This is a genomic window from Candidatus Nitrospira nitrificans, from assembly GCF_001458775.1.
In the GTDB taxonomy this organism is placed as follows: Bacteria; Nitrospirota; Nitrospiria; order Nitrospirales; family Nitrospiraceae; genus Nitrospira_D; species Nitrospira_D nitrificans.
In genome coordinates this window covers 168176-184327 of record NZ_CZPZ01000033.1, presented here as the reverse complement: position 1 = coordinate 184327, position 16152 = coordinate 168176, and the positions used below count along the sequence as shown (strand labels likewise).

11 protein-coding genes and 1 tRNA gene are annotated in these 16152 nt (G+C 58.3%); 7 read left to right on the top strand and 5 right to left on the bottom strand.

From position 1 onward, the window contains the following. Positions 1-71 precede the first annotated feature (71 nt). The 7 genes from COMA2_RS17355 to COMA2_RS17325 all read left to right on the top strand — a co-directional run bounded on the left by COMA2_RS17355 (position 72) and on the right by COMA2_RS17325 (position 11480). On the top strand, positions 72-1028 hold the full coding sequence (locus COMA2_RS17355; protein ID WP_090894682.1) for an IS5 family transposase: 957 nt from the start codon (positions 72-74) through the stop codon (positions 1026-1028). Between the two features lie 375 nt (positions 1029-1403). After that, the gene (locus tag COMA2_RS17350; protein ID WP_090901367.1) at positions 1404-7313 is read left to right on the top strand and encodes a HAMP domain-containing protein; all 5910 of its coding nucleotides are present in this window, start codon (positions 1404-1406) and stop codon (positions 7311-7313) included. After that, positions 7310-8449 (top strand): sensor histidine kinase, encoded by a 1140-nt coding sequence (locus tag COMA2_RS17345; protein ID WP_175304692.1) that lies wholly within the window; start codon positions 7310-7312, stop codon positions 8447-8449. The genes COMA2_RS17350 and COMA2_RS17345 overlap by 4 nt, the downstream gene beginning before the upstream one ends. Continuing rightward, complete coding sequence (locus COMA2_RS17340) at positions 8449-10506, top strand: response regulator (protein ID WP_090901316.1); 2058 nt, start codon at positions 8449-8451, stop codon at positions 10504-10506. Before COMA2_RS17345 ends, COMA2_RS17340 begins: the two co-directional genes overlap by 1 nt. An 8-nt stretch (positions 10507-10514) precedes the next feature. Beyond that, positions 10515-10904 (top strand): hypothetical protein, encoded by a 390-nt coding sequence (locus COMA2_RS17335; protein WP_090901313.1) that lies wholly within the window; start codon positions 10515-10517, stop codon positions 10902-10904. A 1-nt stretch (position 10905) separates the two neighbouring features. Then, entirely contained in the window at positions 10906-11163 is a 258-nt protein-coding gene (locus COMA2_RS17330; RefSeq protein ID WP_090901312.1) for a DUF5985 family protein, read from the top strand. Next, positions 11160-11480, top strand: a complete 321-nt coding sequence (locus COMA2_RS17325; protein ID WP_217490809.1) for a DUF5985 family protein — start codon at positions 11160-11162, stop codon at positions 11478-11480. Before COMA2_RS17330 ends, COMA2_RS17325 begins: the two co-directional genes overlap by 4 nt. A gap of 89 nt (positions 11481-11569) precedes the next feature. Here the strand turns inward: COMA2_RS17325 and COMA2_RS17320 are convergent, their stop codons facing one another. From COMA2_RS17320 to COMA2_RS17300, 5 genes are all read right to left on the bottom strand, one after another. Continuing rightward, entirely contained in the window at positions 11570-12571 is a 1002-nt protein-coding gene (locus COMA2_RS17320) for an L-threonylcarbamoyladenylate synthase (protein ID WP_090901309.1), read from the bottom strand. 27 nt (positions 12572-12598) lie between these two features. Beyond that, complete coding sequence (locus COMA2_RS17315) at positions 12599-13120, bottom strand: peptidylprolyl isomerase (protein WP_090901306.1); 522 nt, start codon at positions 13118-13120, stop codon at positions 12599-12601. A 130-nt stretch (positions 13121-13250) separates the two neighbouring features. Continuing rightward, positions 13251-14624 carry an MFS transporter gene (locus tag COMA2_RS17310; protein ID WP_175304691.1) on the bottom strand — a complete coding sequence of 458 codons (1374 nt, stop codon included), beginning with the start codon at positions 14622-14624 and terminating at the stop codon, positions 13251-13253. A gap of 41 nt (positions 14625-14665) precedes the next feature. Then, positions 14666-15343, bottom strand: a complete 678-nt coding sequence (locus tag COMA2_RS17305; RefSeq protein ID WP_090901300.1) for an FKBP-type peptidyl-prolyl cis-trans isomerase — start codon at positions 15341-15343, stop codon at positions 14666-14668. Positions 15344-15499: 156 nt separating this feature from the next. Further along, a tRNA-Ser gene (locus tag COMA2_RS17300) sits at positions 15500-15592 on the bottom strand. Positions 15593-16152: the final 560 nt, after the last annotated feature.

Genomic DNA, 16152 nt, shown 5'->3' with positions numbered 1-16152 from the left:
GGGGAAGGTCTGATTTATTCTTCCCGCGGGATGTGCTAAAGGACACGCAGTCCTGATGAGGAGGCGCATCTATGCAGCAATCGACGTTTGCCGAGGTCACGTTTGAGCAATATCGCAAGCCCACCCGCCGTGAGCAGTTCCTCGACGAGATGAATCGCGTGGTGCCATGGGCGGAATTAGTGGCCGTGATCGAGCCGGTTTATCCCAAGGCCGATGGGCCGGGGCGTCCACCGGTCGGGATCGAACGCATGCTGCGCCTCCATTGCCTGCAACAGTGGTTTAACCTGTCGGACCCAGCTGTGGAAGAAGCGCTGTATGACTCACGGGCCATGCGACAGTTCGTCGGGATTGATCTGGGCCGTGAGCCCGTACCCGATGAGACGACGATCTGCAAGTTTCGCCACCTCCTGGAAGCCCACCAGTTGGGTGAGCAGCTCTTTGCACAGATCGGTGCGTATCTGACGAAGCAAGGGCTCCAGGTGAGCCGCGGCACCATCGTCGATGCGACCATCATCAGTGCGCCCAGTTCGACGAAGAACCGGACAAAGGAGCGGGATCCCGAGATGCATCAGACCAAGAAGGGCAATCAGTGGTATTTCGGTATGAAGGCCCATATCGGCGTGGACAGCCAGACGAAACTGATTCATTCGGTCGCGGCGACCGCTGCCAATGTGCATGACAGTCAGATGTTACCGGAGTTGCTGCATGGCCAGGAGACTCGGGTGTGGGGCGATGCCGCCTACAGTGGGCAACGCGAGGTGATCCGGCAGCATGCGCCTAAGGCCAAGAGTTTCATCCAGGCGAAAGCATACCGCTATCGACCGCTGAGTGAGGAGGAGCGGGCCAGGAACCGGACGAAATCGAAAGTGCGGGCCAAAGTGGAGCATACGTTCTTGGTGATCAAGCGCATCTTCGGCTGGGCCAAAGTCCGCTATCGCGGGTTGGCGAAGAATACCCATTGGCTGCATATCAGCTGCGGGTTGGCGAATCTGTACGTAGCGCGACGGCGGCTCATGGCGGGGACGTAGAAGACGTGTGTCCGGAGGCGGACAGCGGGCCATCGGACGGTGGGTGCGCCCGATAAAAAGGCTTCCGAGCCAGCGGATGCCCACCGAATTCACCCTGGTGATCACCCCAGAAACAGATTGCCGAGTGGAAACGTGAATTAATCAGATCTTCCCTAGGGGAATTCCTAGTTCGTTTATTCCTTGTATAGGCGCAGTTTCGTCGCCGGTAACTGGTTCGATACGAGCCTGTCTAACCTTTGGTTCCTTGGGAATTCCATGAAAACAACCGTCCAGAGAAATCGTCGGTTCCAGAATGGAGCTGCGCCAACAATCGGATGTGGAAACGGATCTGGTGCATTCGACGGCTCAACGGAGCTTGGCCAGATCCTCCATGTCATGGTGGCCTATAAAAATGGGGATTTCAGCGTTCGCCTTCCGACGACGTGGATCGGCGTCCTGGGCAAGATGGCCGACACGATGAACGATATCCTGACCGTCAGCGAGCGCCGCGCCAGAGAAACCGTTCGAGTCTGTCGCGTCGTCGGCAAGGAAGGCCGGTTGAAACAGCGGTTTTCGGTGCCGGCGGTGGCGGGAGGCTGGGCAGATGAAATTGGATCGTTGAACACGCTCATTGACGACTTGGTGTCGCCGACCACCGAAGTGACCCGCGCCGTCGGCGCCGTCGCCAAGGGCGATTTAAGCCAATCCATGGCGCTCGAAAAGGACGGTCGCGCGCTCGAAGGCGAATTCTTGCGGAGCGCCAAACTCGTGAACAAGATGATTGAGCAGCTCTCCGTGTTCACCTCGGAAGTCACGCGCGTGGCCCGCGAAGTCGGCACAGAAGGCAAACTCGGCGGACAAGCGCAGGTCAAGGGCGTGAGCGGCGTATGGAAGGAACTCACCGACTCGGTGAATCAGATGGCTGGGAACCTTACGGCGCAGGTCAGAAACATCGCCGAAGTCACGATCGCCGTGGCGAACGGCGACCTGTCCAAGAAAATCATCGTGGACGTGCGCGGAGAAATTCTCCAGCTCAAAGAGGCCGTCAACAGCATGGTCGAGCAGCTGCGGTCGTTTGCGTCCGAAGTCACGCGCGTGGCCCGTGAAGTCGGGACCGAGGGCAAATTGGGCGGCCAGGCGGTCGTGCCCGGCGTCGCAGGCACCTGGAAAGACCTGACCGACAACGTCAACTCAATGGCCTCCAACCTGACGGCACAGGTCCGTAATATCGTAGAAGTGACCGTTGCCGTTGCGCGAGGAGACTTGTCTCGAAAAATCACGGTCGACGTGCGTGGTGAAATCTTTCAGCTGAAGGAAACCATCAATACCATGGTAGAACAGCTGCGCTCCTTCGCGTCGGAGGTCACGCGTGTTGCGCGGGAGGTCGGGACGGAAGGGAAGCTCGGCGTGAACGCGCAGGTGCCTGGCGTGGCGGGCACTTGGAAGGATCTGACCGACTCGGTGAATGCAATGGCGATCAACCTGACGGCCCAGGTGCGCAATATCGCCGAGGTCACGACGGCCGTCGCGCGCGGCGACTTGTCACGAAAAATCACGGTGGACGTGAAGGGTGAAATTCTTGAGTTGAAGAACACGATTAATACGATGGTGGACCAGCTCAATGGCTTCGCCGCCGAGGTCACGCGCGTCGCCCGGGACGTCGGCACGGAAGGCAAATTGGGCGTGCAGGCCGTCGTGCCGGGCGTCGGCGGGACATGGAAGGACTTGACCGATTCGGTGAACGCCATGGGATCCAATTTGACGGCACAGGTGCGGAACATCGCGGAGGTCGCGACAGCCGTGGCGAAAGGCGATCTCTCGCGCAAGATTACAGTGGACGTCAAAGGCGAGATTCTCGAGTTGAAGAACACACTCAATACGATGGTGGATCAGCTGAACGGATTCGCGGCTGAGGTGACGCGGGTGGCCCGCGAAGTCGGCACGGACGGCAAGTTGGGCGTCCAGGCGCAGGTCCCGGGTGTCGGCGGGACGTGGAAGGACCTGACCGACAACGTCAACTCAATGGCCAACAATTTGACGGCCCAGGTGAGAAATATCGCGGAGGTGGCGACATCCGTTGCCCGCGGCGACTTGTCGCGCAAGATTACCGTGGACGTGAGCGGCGAGATCTTGCAGTTGAAAGAAACCATGAACCTCATGGTGGAGCAGCTGCGGTCCTTCGCCTCGGAAGTCACCCGGGTGGCCCGCGAAGTCGGCACGGAAGGCAAGCTCGGCGGCCAGGCGCAGGTCAAAGGCGTGAGCGGCGTGTGGAAGGAGCTGACCGAGAGCGTCAATGAAATGGCCGGCAATTTGACCGCTCAGGTGCGGAACATCGCGGAAGTGACCGTCGCCGTGGCGAACGGCGACCTGTCCAAGAAAATCATCGTGGACGTGCGCGGAGAAATTCTCCAGCTCAAAGAAGCCGTCAACCTCATGGTGGAGCAGCTGCGGTCCTTCTCCTCGGAAGTCACCCGGGTGGCCCGCGAAGTCGGCACGGAAGGCAAGCTCGGCGGTCAGGCCGTCGTGCCGGGCGTCGCTGGCACCTGGAAGGACTTGACAGACAACGCGAACTCGATGGCGTCCAATCTGACAGCGCAGGTCAGAAATATCGCCGAAGTCACGATCGCGGTCGCCAACGGCGACCTGTCGCGCAAGATCACGGTGGACGTGCGTGGCGAGATTTTACAATTGAAAGAAGCGATCAACACCATGGTCGAGCAGTTACGGTCGTTCGCCTCGGAAGTCACTCGGGTGGCCCGCGAAGTCGGCACGGAAGGTCGGTTGGGCGTGCAGGCGGTGGTGCCTGGCGTCGCCGGTACCTGGAAGGACTTGACCGATTCCGTCAACGCGATGGGAGCCAACTTGACGGCACAGGTGCGGAACATCGCCGAAGTCACCACCGCTGTGGCGCGCGGCGACTTGTCGCGCAAGATCACCGTGGACGTCAAAGGCGAGATTCTCGAGTTGAAAAACACGATCAACACGATGGTGGACCAGCTCAACGCGTTCGCCGCCGAGGTCACGCGTGTCGCGCGCGAGGTCGGTACAGAAGGCAAGTTGGGAGGCCAGGCGCTTGTTCAGGGAGTCGGCGGGACATGGAAAGACTTGACCGACTCCGTGAATGTCATGGCCACGAACTTGACGGACCAGGTTCGCGGCATTGTGAAGGTCGTGACGGCGGTCGCCAACGGCAATCTTCGGCAAAAGTTGACCGTGGAAGCCAAAGGAGAGGTGGCCGCTCTTGGCGACACCATCAACAATATGACCGATACGCTCGCCATCTTCGCCGAGCAGGTCACGAACGTCGCCCGGGAGGTCGGCGTCGAAGGCCGGTTGGGGGGGCAGGCCAACGTGCCAGGAGCCGCGGGCACGTGGAAGGACTTGACCGGGAACGTCAATCTGCTCGCCGCCAATCTCACGACACAGGTACGGGCCATCGCCGAAGTCGCGACCGCCGTCACGAAGGGCGATTTGACGCGGTCCATTCAAGTGGAAACCCGAGGCGAGGTGGCGGAGTTGAAAGACAACATCAACACGATGATCGACAACCTGCGCGTCACGACGGAGCGCAATCAGGAGCAGGATTGGCTCAAGACCAACGTCGCCAAGTTTACCCGCATGCTCCAAGGCCAACGCGACCTGTTCACTGTCGGCCAGATGCTGCTGTCCGAATTGGCTCCTCTGGTAGGAGCACAGGAAGGAACCGTGTATCAGCTGGACATGGCCAAAGGGGAGCAACCGTCGCTGCGGCTCCTGGGGGCGTTCGCTCGGCAGAAGGACCAGGCCGACCGGTTCGCGGTCGGCGAAGGCTTGGTCGGGCAATGCGCAGTCGAAAAGCAGCGTATTCTGTTGACCGACGTGCCGCCGTCCTACGGATTGATCCACTCAAGCCTCGGCCGATCCATCCCGGCCAACATCGTCGTGCTGCCGGTGCTGTTCGAAGGTCAGACAAAAGCCGTCATCGAGTTGGCGTCCATGCATCCGTTCACCGTCACACATTTGATGTTCCTGGAGCAGCTCACCCAGAGCATCGGGGTCGTGCTCAACACGATCGAAGCCACGATGCGGACTGAGAATCTGTTGCAACAGTCCCAGCAGCTGACCATTGAGCTGCAATCCCAGCAGAAAGAGCTGACGCAAACCAACGAAGAGCTCGAACGGAAGGCAAAACTGCTGGCCGAGCGCAACACCGAGGTCGAGCGCAAGAATAAGGAAGTGGAACAAGCCCGCCGCGCGCTGGAAGAAAAGGCGGCGGAGCTTGCGCTCACGTCCAAGTACAAGTCCGAGTTCCTGGCCAACATGTCCCACGAGCTCCGTACGCCGCTCAACAGCATTCTGATCCTGGGCCAACAGCTCGGCGACAACACGACCGGCAATCTATCGTCCAAGCAGGTCGAATTCGCCAGGAACATTCACAGCGCCGGCTCGGACCTGCTGAACCTCATCAACGACATTCTAGACCTGTCGAAGATCGAATCCGGTACGGTGACGGTGGAGGCGGAAGAAATGACGTTCCTCGCGCTGCGCGAGAGCGTGGATCGGAACTTCCGGCACATCGCCGATGCGAAGAACTTGCCCTTCCACATGGAATTCGACCACGGCCTGCCGCGAGCCTTCACTACCGATCCCAAGCGGCTGCAGCAAATCTTGAAAAATCTGTTGTCCAACGCCTTCAAGTTCACCTCGAACGGCCAGGTGTCGATGCAGGTCCGTCTGGTAACGGATGGGTGGACGACGGAGCATCCGGTATTGAGCCGCAGCCACCTGGTCATGGCGCTCTCGATCGTCGACACAGGGATCGGCATCGCGCCGGAGAAGCAGAAGCTCATCTTCGAAGCTTTTCAACAGGCCGATGCCGGCACCAGCCGCAAATATGGTGGCACCGGGTTGGGCCTCGCGATCAGCCGCGAACTGGCGACGCTCTTGGGCGGAGAAATCCGCTTGATTAGTGAAGTACGGAGGGGGAGCACATTCACATTGTTCCTGCCCCTGATCTATACCGGTCCTTCGTCGGATAAAATCCGGACGTCGGGCGCGAACATGGAGTCTATCGAACGGATGACGGCCCTGCCGATTCTGCCGGTGGTGCGGGAAGAGCCGATTCCCGACGACCGGGAGTACATCGTCCCAGGCGATCCGGTTCTGCTGATCATCGAAGACGATCTCCATTATGCCCGGGTGCTACTGGGACTCGCCCATGACAAAGGCTTCAAAGGCATCGTGGCCATGAAGGGAAAGCAAGGGTTGGATCTGGCGGCGGAGTACCTGCCGGCGGCCATCACGCTGGATATTTTCCTTCCCGACATGCTCGGCTGGACCGTGTTGAACAATCTCAAGCTGAATCCGAACACCCGGCACATCCCCGTGCAAATCATTTCCCTCGAAGAAGAGGAACGACACGGGCTCTCGCACGGCGCGTTCTCCTACATGGTCAAACCGGTGACGACGGAAGGGCTCGAATCATGTTTCGAGCGCATCCGCACGTTCATCACGCCGCGCCTAAAGCGGCTGTTGGTGGTGGAAGACAATGAAGTGGAAAGCCGCAGCATCAACGAACTGCTGCTGCACGACGACATCGAAATCGTCAATGTGAGCACCGGGGCCGCGGCGTTGGAGGCGCTCCGCATGCAGGCGTTCGACTGCTGCGTACTGGACCTGCGGCTGCCGGACATGAGTGGGTTCGAGCTGCTTGAAGAAGTCAAGGCGGATCCCGCGCTGGACCATGTGCCGATCGTCGTGTTCACCGGCAAGGATTTAAAGCCTGAGGAGGAACAGCAGCTCAAGGGGGTGGCTAAGAGCGTGGTGCTGAAGGACGTGCAGTCGCCCGAGCGCTTGTTCGACGAGACGGCGTTGTTTCTACACGGGGTGGTGGCCGATCTGCCGGAATCCAAACAGCAACTGCTGGCGCGACTGCATCAGTCCAACGACGTGCTGAAAGGGCACAAAGTATTGGTGGTCGACGACGACGCACGCAACATTTTCGCGCTGACCACGGTGCTCGAAAATCAGGAGATGGACGTGATGAACGCCACCAACGGCCGGCAAGCGATCGAGCTGATCCACACCACGCCGGAGCTGAGCGTCGTGCTCATGGACATTATGATGCCCGAGATGGACGGCTACACGACGATCCGTGAAATCCGCAAACAGCCGAAGTTCCGCTCGATGCCGATCTTGGCCTTGACGGCCAAGGCGATGAAGGGGGACCGCGAAAAGTGCCTGGAAGCCGGCGCGTCGGATTACGTCGCGAAGCCGGTGAATACCGATCAACTGCTCTCGATGCTGCGTGTGTGGTTGTACCGGTGACGACGTTGATCGATTCCACATGTCACGAGTCGCGCATAAAGGATTCCGTCAACATCTTATTGGTCGACGACGACATCCGGAACCTCGATGTGCTGGAAAGTGTGCTGACCATGCCGGATTACCGCCTGTTTCGCGCACGGTCCGCCGACGAGGCATTGCTGGCGCTCGTGCGCGAGGAGTTCGCCGTCATCGTGTTGGACGTTCGGATGCCGGACCTCAGCGGCTACGAGCTGGCGCAGATGATCAAGCGGCGTAAGCGCACGCAGCACGTGCCGATCATCTTCCTGACCGCCTACTATGGCGAGGACGAAGACGTGCTGCAGGGTTACGGCGCGGGCGCGGTGGACTATTTGAGCAAACCGGTCAATCCGCTGATTCTACGGTCGAAGGTGGCGGTGCTTGTGGACCTGTTCCGGAAAACGCGGATATTGGAGACGATGAACCGAGCCATGGAAGCCGAGATCGAAGAACGGCTGGCGCAATTGAAAGCGTCCCTCCACGAAAAAGATACGTTGCTGCGGGAAGTCCATCATCGCGTGAAGAATAACCTGCAGATTGTATCGAGTCTCATTGATTTGCAAGCGGCTCGACAAAAAGGTCGGGACGTGCAGGCACTGTTCCGGGACGCCCGTGACCGAGTCCGTTCGATGGCGTTGGTCCACGAGAAGCTCTATCAATCCGAGGATCTCGCCCAGACCGAATTGGGTACATACACGAAAAATCTTATGAAAGAACTCTTCCAAGCCCATGGGGAAGTCTCATCGAAGATACGGCTGAATATGCAGTTGGAACCGGTGCGTCTGCCTGTTGATCGGGCGATCCCTTGCGGCCTGATCTTGAACGAGTTGGCGACCAACAGCCTTAAACATGCGTTTATAGGACGGCAGGAAGGCCTCATCGAAATCTGTTTGACGTGTATCGACAATCGCTCTGTGCGGCTCGTCTTTCAGGATGACGGCAAGGGATTTCCTTCGGGCTTCGATTGGCACGCCACGGAGTCGTTGGGTTTGCGCCTGGTCCGCATGCTCAGCGAGCAATTACGAGCGGATCTCAGGCATCGCAACGGATCGGGAACCACTTTTGAGATCTGCTTCGACATCCATGGGATAGGAATCGCGGACTCCCGGGAGCGTTGATGACGAAAGCGAATATTCTTATCGTTGAAGATGAAGCCATCGTCGCGGCCGACCTGGCTGATAAATTGGAGCGGGCCGGCTACGCCATTTCGGGCACCGTTTCTCGAGGCGAGCATGCCGTCCGTATGGTGCGGCAGAATCGGCCTGATCTCATACTCATGGACATCCGGTTAGCCGGTCCGTTGGACGGCATTGAAGTTGCGGAATCCTTGAAATCGTTTACGGATGTGCCGGTGGTATTTCTCACGGCCCACTCAGACGACGAGACCATCAGGCGCGCGGGCTTCACCGATCCGTTCGGCTACATCCTCAAGCCGTTCGTTGAGCGGGATCTCACGACGCAGATCGACATCGCGTTATATCGGTATCAGGCTGAACGCGCCCTCCGGGACAGCGAGGGGAAGTATCGAGCCCTCGTGGAAACGGCCTTCGACGGCATTATCACGCTCGACGAACAAGGGACCATTCTATCCTGCAATGCCGCAGCGGAGCGGATGTTCGGCTATCCACGGAAAGACCTACTTCGCCGGAACGTCGCCATATTGATGCCCGACGCGTTCCCCGCAGGACCGCGCAGTTGGCTCGGGCATTCCGCCACACCCGAAACCGGCGGAGTCTCCGGCGGATTAGAGGAGAGCACGGGCAGGCGTTGCGATGGGATCATATTTCCGCTGGAAATCTCTCTGAACCGGACTTCGATGGGAACTCCGATCACGTACACCGTCATTATCCGAGATGTGACGGAACGGCACGCAATTCATCAAAAGGTCTGTCGCCTAGCGGAACAATTGGAGCAGCGAGTGGAAATTCGCACAGCGGAATTGGTGCAATCCCAAGCCCGGCTGCGGGTGTTGGCCGCCGAGCTGAGTTTGATTGAGCAGCGAGAGCGGAAACGACTGGCGACCGATTTACACGATCACCTGGCGCAGCTGCTTGTATTGGGTCGTCTTCAACTCGGTCAAGCGAAGGCGCTCATGATCGGGCATTCAGCCGCCGCGCTTGTCGACAAGACGGTTGATGTGCTGAATGAATCGCTCCAGTATACGCGCACATTGATCGCCGACCTCAGTCCTCCCGTCTTGCAGGATTTCGGCCTTCCCTCCGCCCTCGAATGGCTTGGCGACCATATGCAACAGCATAAGTTGACCGTCGGGGTGCGTTGGTCGGGAAGCCAGGAGCTGAGCCTGCCCGGGGACATCAGCGTGCTCTTATTTCAATCCGTCCGAGAGCTATTGATCAATGCGGCCAAGCATGCCGGCTCCGGCAAAGCCGTCGTGTCAGCTGAACAGCGCGATGGTTCGCTGCTGATCGAAGTTCGAGATGACGGGCAAGGATTCGATCCGAAGGCGATCCGGGGCGACATGACGCCCCAGTCGTCAAAATTCGGGTTATTCAGCATCAAAGAACGGATGATTGCCATGGGGGGACAGTTTGACTTGCGATCGTCCCCGGGGGAGGGCACGACCGCGACGCTGATTCTACCGATCAACAAGCCGGCCCCGGTTTCATCCGCGGTAGACCCCGCGCAACCTCCTCCGAGAGAATCGAATGAGGGTGCCGGTGCTTCTCCTCTCTCGCCCGAGAACGACTCTCGTACTGCCCTGATTCGAGTGCTGTTGGCCGACGACCACACGGTCGTCCGTCAAGGTCTGCGCTCGCTCATGGAGAGTTATGCCGATATGGTCGTGGTCGGCGAGGCAGGCAACGGCATCGAGGCCGTCGCCATGGCGGATGCGCTTCTGCCTGATGTCGTGATCATGGACGTCAACATGCCGAAAATGAACGGCGTCGATGCGACCGGCCAGATCAAAACCCGACATCCATCGATGGTCGTCATCGGCCTTTCGATGCATGATGACATCCGATACGAGCAGGGAATGAAGACCGCCGGGGCGGCCGCTTATATCACGAAAGATTCGATTTCGGATCACTTACACAACCTCATCCGCGCCAACTGTCCGGCTAATCGGCGGGAGATTCCCGGCGAGGACGATGTCCTGAGTCATGCGCATCCCAACGGCGATATCGAACTTTTCACGCAAGACCGCCCGTTTTGAGGGGGACCGTGGAACCGATCATTCCCAGGGACGTCGGTCTATTCATTCTCAAGCGTATCGATTCCATCGCTCAGTTAGAGGCAGTCTTGCTGCTGCGACAAAGTCCCGATACTTGGTGGGAATGCAAGGAGGTGGCGGACCGATTGTATATCCCTGAAAAGAACTGTGCCCCGATACTGGCCGGGTTGTGCGGCCAAGGTTTACTGGTTTGCGTGAACGAGCAGACGAAGCCGGTGTACCGGTACCGGCCCGACACTGGGGACCTCCGAGAAATGGTGGATCGGCTCGCCTATTATTACTCGAAGCACCTGGTCCCGGTCTCGAATTTGGTGCATGCAAAGGCCCGTACGCGCATCGAAGGGTTCGCGCGCGCATTCGACCTGACGTCGGAGGAATAGGATGGCGACGCTGATCTACAGCCTGTGCACCTTGACGGCCGTCCTCTGCGCTTGGTTGCTCTTGCACGCGTATGGGGGAAGCGGCAATCGACTGTTATTCTGGAGCGGCCTATTCTTCGCCATCGTGGCGGGCAACAACATGTTCCTCATGGTCGATAAGCTGGTCTTTCCATTCGTCGATTTGACCGTATATCGGTATACCGTCACCTTGGTAGCGCACGGCATCTTTCTTTTTGGATTGATTTTTGAGCGGGAATGATGGAGATAGGCATGTGGGGATTGGAAGAAGCCGAGGAGCTGTTGCTCGGCTGCATCATCATGGCTAACGCGGTCGTCGTGCTTTTCTTCATCAAGTACTGGAAGATGACCGGCGACCGTTTCTTTCTTTTCTTCGCGTGGGCCTTTGTGCTGGAAGCTGTATGCCGGGTCATTTTGGCGGCTTATGTCGTGAATTCGGAAAGCGAACCCCTCGTCTACTCCATTCGACTCCTCGCCTACAGCCTGATCTTGGCGGGTATCCTCGATAAGAACCGCGTGTCGATCCGAAAGTACCTGTTTCAACGGACGTCACGATGAGTGGAGAGCGGGCAGCGAGGAGCGAAGACAAGAACGGGGAGATAAGCAGGGAGGCTCATTCTGCGAGTCAAGTCGTGCACGAGGCGCCGTCATGGCGTCGCGCAGCGGCGCAAGCGATCCATGATTGCGACTCCCAGCCCTTCTTCCTTATAAGGTTCTGCATAGATCCTATCCAGACCAAGGGAGTCCAGCCGTCGAAGCGCTGCAAACAGATGGCGCGCAGCTTCCCTCAGATCACCGGTCGAAGAGAGAATTTCAACAGCGGCAAAGCGATGGTCGGTGTCTTTTGGGCGTGAGTGGATCAGCAATCCTGCGCGCTCATCATCTTTCAGGAGCGGCCTGGCTTCGGCTGATGGTAAGAGCATCAGTTGTGTTCGCGTTGCATAGTGGCGTGACGCTTGACCGGGTGCCAGTGGCGTTTGATTCACAGATGACGCCGGACGAATAGCGCCGATGACGGCACGGAGTTGTTCGATGGTGATACTGCCCGGGCGCAATAACTCGGGCTGTGATTCTGCCAGTGAAACAATCGTCGATTCGACTCCGATCGGACATGGTCCGTCGTCGAGGATGAGGTCGACGACACTCCCAAGCCCTGCCGCCACGTGCTGAGCCGTGGTCGGGCTGACATAGCCGAACGGATTGGCGCTGGGCGCTGCGATCGGGGTGCCTGCCTCTCGAATAAGAGTCTGCGCTACCGGATGGTTCGGCATTCTCACTGCGACGGTCGAGAGCCCGGCGGTGATGAGATCCGGGATCGCCGGCTGTTTGGGCAAGACCAACGTCAACGGACCGGGCCAGAATGCATCGATGAGCCGTTGACCCAGAGAGGGCAAGCGACCGATCACCATCTCCAATTGCTTGTGGTCGGCGATGTGGACGATGAGCGGATCGAACTGCGGACGTTGTTTGGCTTCGAAGACCTTCGCGGCTGCGTCAGCATTCATCGCATCGCATCCGAGTCCATACACCGTCTCGGTCGGAAAGGCGACGAGTCCACCTGCTGTGATGATCCGTCCCGCCCGGCGGATGGATTCAGCATCCGAGGCCGAGAGGATGACACTATTCACATGAATGGTCTTCACATCCATAGGCACGCCGCGCTGCCGCTTGATTACCTATTCTTTCACGGTCATCGTGACCCGGATCGGATCCAGTGGGTTGTCTCGCTCGTCGCGAGACGCGCCGACAATCTTGTCGACAACCTCGATCCCACGAAAGACTTCTCCAAACACCGTGTAGCGCCGATCTAACCCGCTGTTATCTCCGACGCAGATAAAGAATTGTGAACCGTTGTCGTTGAAGTCGCGTGTGCTATTGCTCTCTCGGGGCATTTTCGCCATGGAAAGCGCCCCGCGCTTGTGCGGGTAATCGTTCGGCTCGGGGGAGAGAAAGTATCCTGGTCCGCCTGTCCCGTGGAGGGTGCGGTCGGGAGATTTACTCAGTGGATCGCCGCCCTGGATGATGAACCCAGGCACCACACGATGGAACGTGGTGCCGTCATAGAACCCCATCTTGATGAGATTGATAAGGTTCTCCACATGGCGCGGCGCCGCGTCCGGGTAAAAGCGAATCTTGATCTCGCCGAATCTCGTGGCGATCGTGACGCGGGGATCTTTCTTTCTGAACTCGAGTGTCATGGTCGTGAATGTAGCAAGGCGCTCTTCCGAGAGGCAAGGCTCTCATCAGCCCATCGCATGGCGTGGCGATTGTCGGCTGACCGGTTGTGAAACCCTGAAACAACGAAACTGCATGTTCCCCATTCACTCTTCAACGGTGCTTGAGTCCATCTCCAGGCCTGATGCGCAACCACATGATTCCCCCGAGCAGGGAAATGCAGGCGGCAAGGCCGAGCGAAGCACCCCAACCCCACTGTTGAGCGAGCCAGGGTGTGAGTGTCGGAGAAATGGCTCCGCCAAGGTTGGCGCCCATATTCATGAGACCTGAGAGGCTTCCGGCATGGGTCGGTGATAGATGGCTTGTCGAGGACCAATAGGCCCCGACGGTGAAGTACAGCCATCCGGCGCCTAGTGACAGGCTGGCCAGAGCAAGGTAGGGGGATTCCGCAACCGCACCCAGGGCGATGGAGCCGGCGGCTAGTCCCATCCCCGTCATCCCCACGAGCTGTCGCCCCCTGGTGACGCCATACTTCATGGCCAATCGATCCGTGACCCATCCGCCCACAGGGGATGAGACAAGGATTGCAAGGAAGGGGGCGGCAGCAAACACCCCACCGCGTAGCACACTGAACCCACGCTCATTGACGAGATAGAGATAGAACCAAGACATGTAGACATAGGCGACATAGCCCAAACATCCGTAACTCAACATCAGCCACCACACGCTCGGCGTGTTTCGAAGGGTAGCCCAAGGAATCGAAGGGCGTGGCGGAACAGGTTGAGCTGCGGGCGGTATGGCTTTGTCATGAATGTGCCATCGGTGACGCGATGGACGATCGGCGGCTAGCCACCACCAGATAACGGCAAGGCCGAGCCCAATGCCACTTGAAAGATAAAAGGCAGATTGCCAGCCGTAGTTGACCATGATCCAAGCCGTTACCGGCGGAGTGATCGCTGCGCCGATGCCAATCCCGCCGATGGCAATCCCGATGCCAAGGCCGCGCTCATGAGCGGGAAGCCAGTCGGTGACGGCGCGATTAAAGGTCGGTAAGGCCGCTGCTTCGCCGACACCGAGAAGAAATCTGACCAGGGCCAGGGCACCGACGATGCCGAGCGGTCCGGCTAGGAACGATGTCGCGGCGATGGCGGTCCAGGCGGTAAAGCAGGACCACCAGATCAGTGCGATCATGAGGACGATGCGAATGCCCCAGCGATCACTCAGCCACCCACCGGGAATCTGGAACAAGGCGTAACCGACGACGAACGCGGAGAAGACAAATCCCATCTCTTGCTCGGTCAATCCCAGCGCCGGCATCATGTGGCGTGCCGTGACTGAAATGTTGATACGATCGATGTAGGTGACGACGCTGATGGAAAAGAGTAGCCCAAGGATGAGCCAGCGTAGAGGAGAAGGAGGCGAAGATTCTATGGGATGGGAGAAAATCGTCTCGCTCACGGTAGTTTCGACCAGAGACACATAGCGTGAGCGGTGTTCAGATTGCGGCGAGGTTCCCGTCTCAATCAAATCGTGACCGCCCCTTCTTGAAGGGGCGGTCACTCAGACGCCTACTTGTTGACGATTTCGAGTAACTCGACCTCGAACACCAACGTGGATCCGGGCTTGATAACCGGCGGTGATCCTGCGTCGCCATACGCCAGATTCGACGGGCAGATAAGCCGACTTTTTCCCCCGGCCTTGATCTGTTGAACCCCTTCTGTCCAACATTTGATGACTTTGTCGAGAGGAAAGGTTGCAGGCTCTCCTCGTTTGACGGAACTGTCAAACACCGTCCCATCGGTTAAGGTACCGTGGTAGTGGACCTTAACCGTATCCGTTGCCTTTGGCGTAGCTCCGGTTCCCGGCTTGATGGTGGTGATCACGATGCCGGATTCAGTTTTGGTCGAGCCCTTCTCCGAGGCCGCTTTGGTTAGAAACGCGGCTCCTGCTTTCTTCTCGCCGTCAGCAACCAGCGCCAATCGAGCCTGTTGAAGTTGCTGGATTTTCGGCCCGAATGTTTGGAGATCAGCTTTTGGGGAGCGTTTGAGTACGCCGTCGGTGAGGCCATTTTTGACCATATCGAGTTCGGCTTCGCTGAGGGAAAAGGTCCCCAGTGATTGACTAATGGCCAGCCCGAGCGCATACAACGTTTTCTGGTCATCATTCGTCGGATCTTGCGAGGCGGCCAATAACGGTGTCGTAAGAAAGAGGAGCCCTATGGCAACACATAATGTACGGATTCGCATGGAGTGGAGGTCCTTTCTTATGATGGGCGATGGGCTGATGTGACCTGTAAGGATACGATAGACTTTCCAAACCTCACAACAGAAATCCCACATGAATAGGGGATGGCCGGTCAGGCCAGGCTCTATGCCGGCCACGCAACTATGCGGTCAAGAGGGTGGCGGAGAGGGAGGGATTTGAACCCTCGGTAGAGATTTTGTCCCTACGGCGGTTTAGCAAACCGCTGCCTTCGGCCACTCGGCCACCTCTCCACGTCACATTAATGGATTACGCCGCATCCACAGCGGAAAGCGTCGCCAGGGCGGGAATCACCGACGAAGGGGCATCTTACCTCAGCTGATAGGAAGGGTACAAGAGAGGAGTGCGGCCTCGCTGACACGCATCCTGTCTCACAATCGGATTTCGATGAACCTGGTGTCTGCATTGTGGACAGGTTCATGCATCGTGTGCATGATCATGCCGCAGCCGACACCATTCTGAGCGTGGGCTCTATAGGGAAGAACGTGTGCTTGTGGACAAACGTGTAAGAAGTCCGAGCTCGAGGGTGTCTGAGCGATCTCTCATTCTTGGTGTCCTGCTCAGCAACTCAAAGAATTTGCGTAGGAGGCCCGGTGCTCTGACCGCGTGTACAGGTTTTTCTTGGAGGGCGCTCGATGGATCTTCACTATTCAAGAGCGGGATCGCATAACGAAGTTTGGCGTAGCTTGGTCGGACGACGCCGCTGAGAATCAGCATATGAAGAGCCTTCTCTTTTTGTAGTGTGCGCTCTATCTCAGTTTGCAGTTGATGACGCGGCATGCTGTGATCTCCA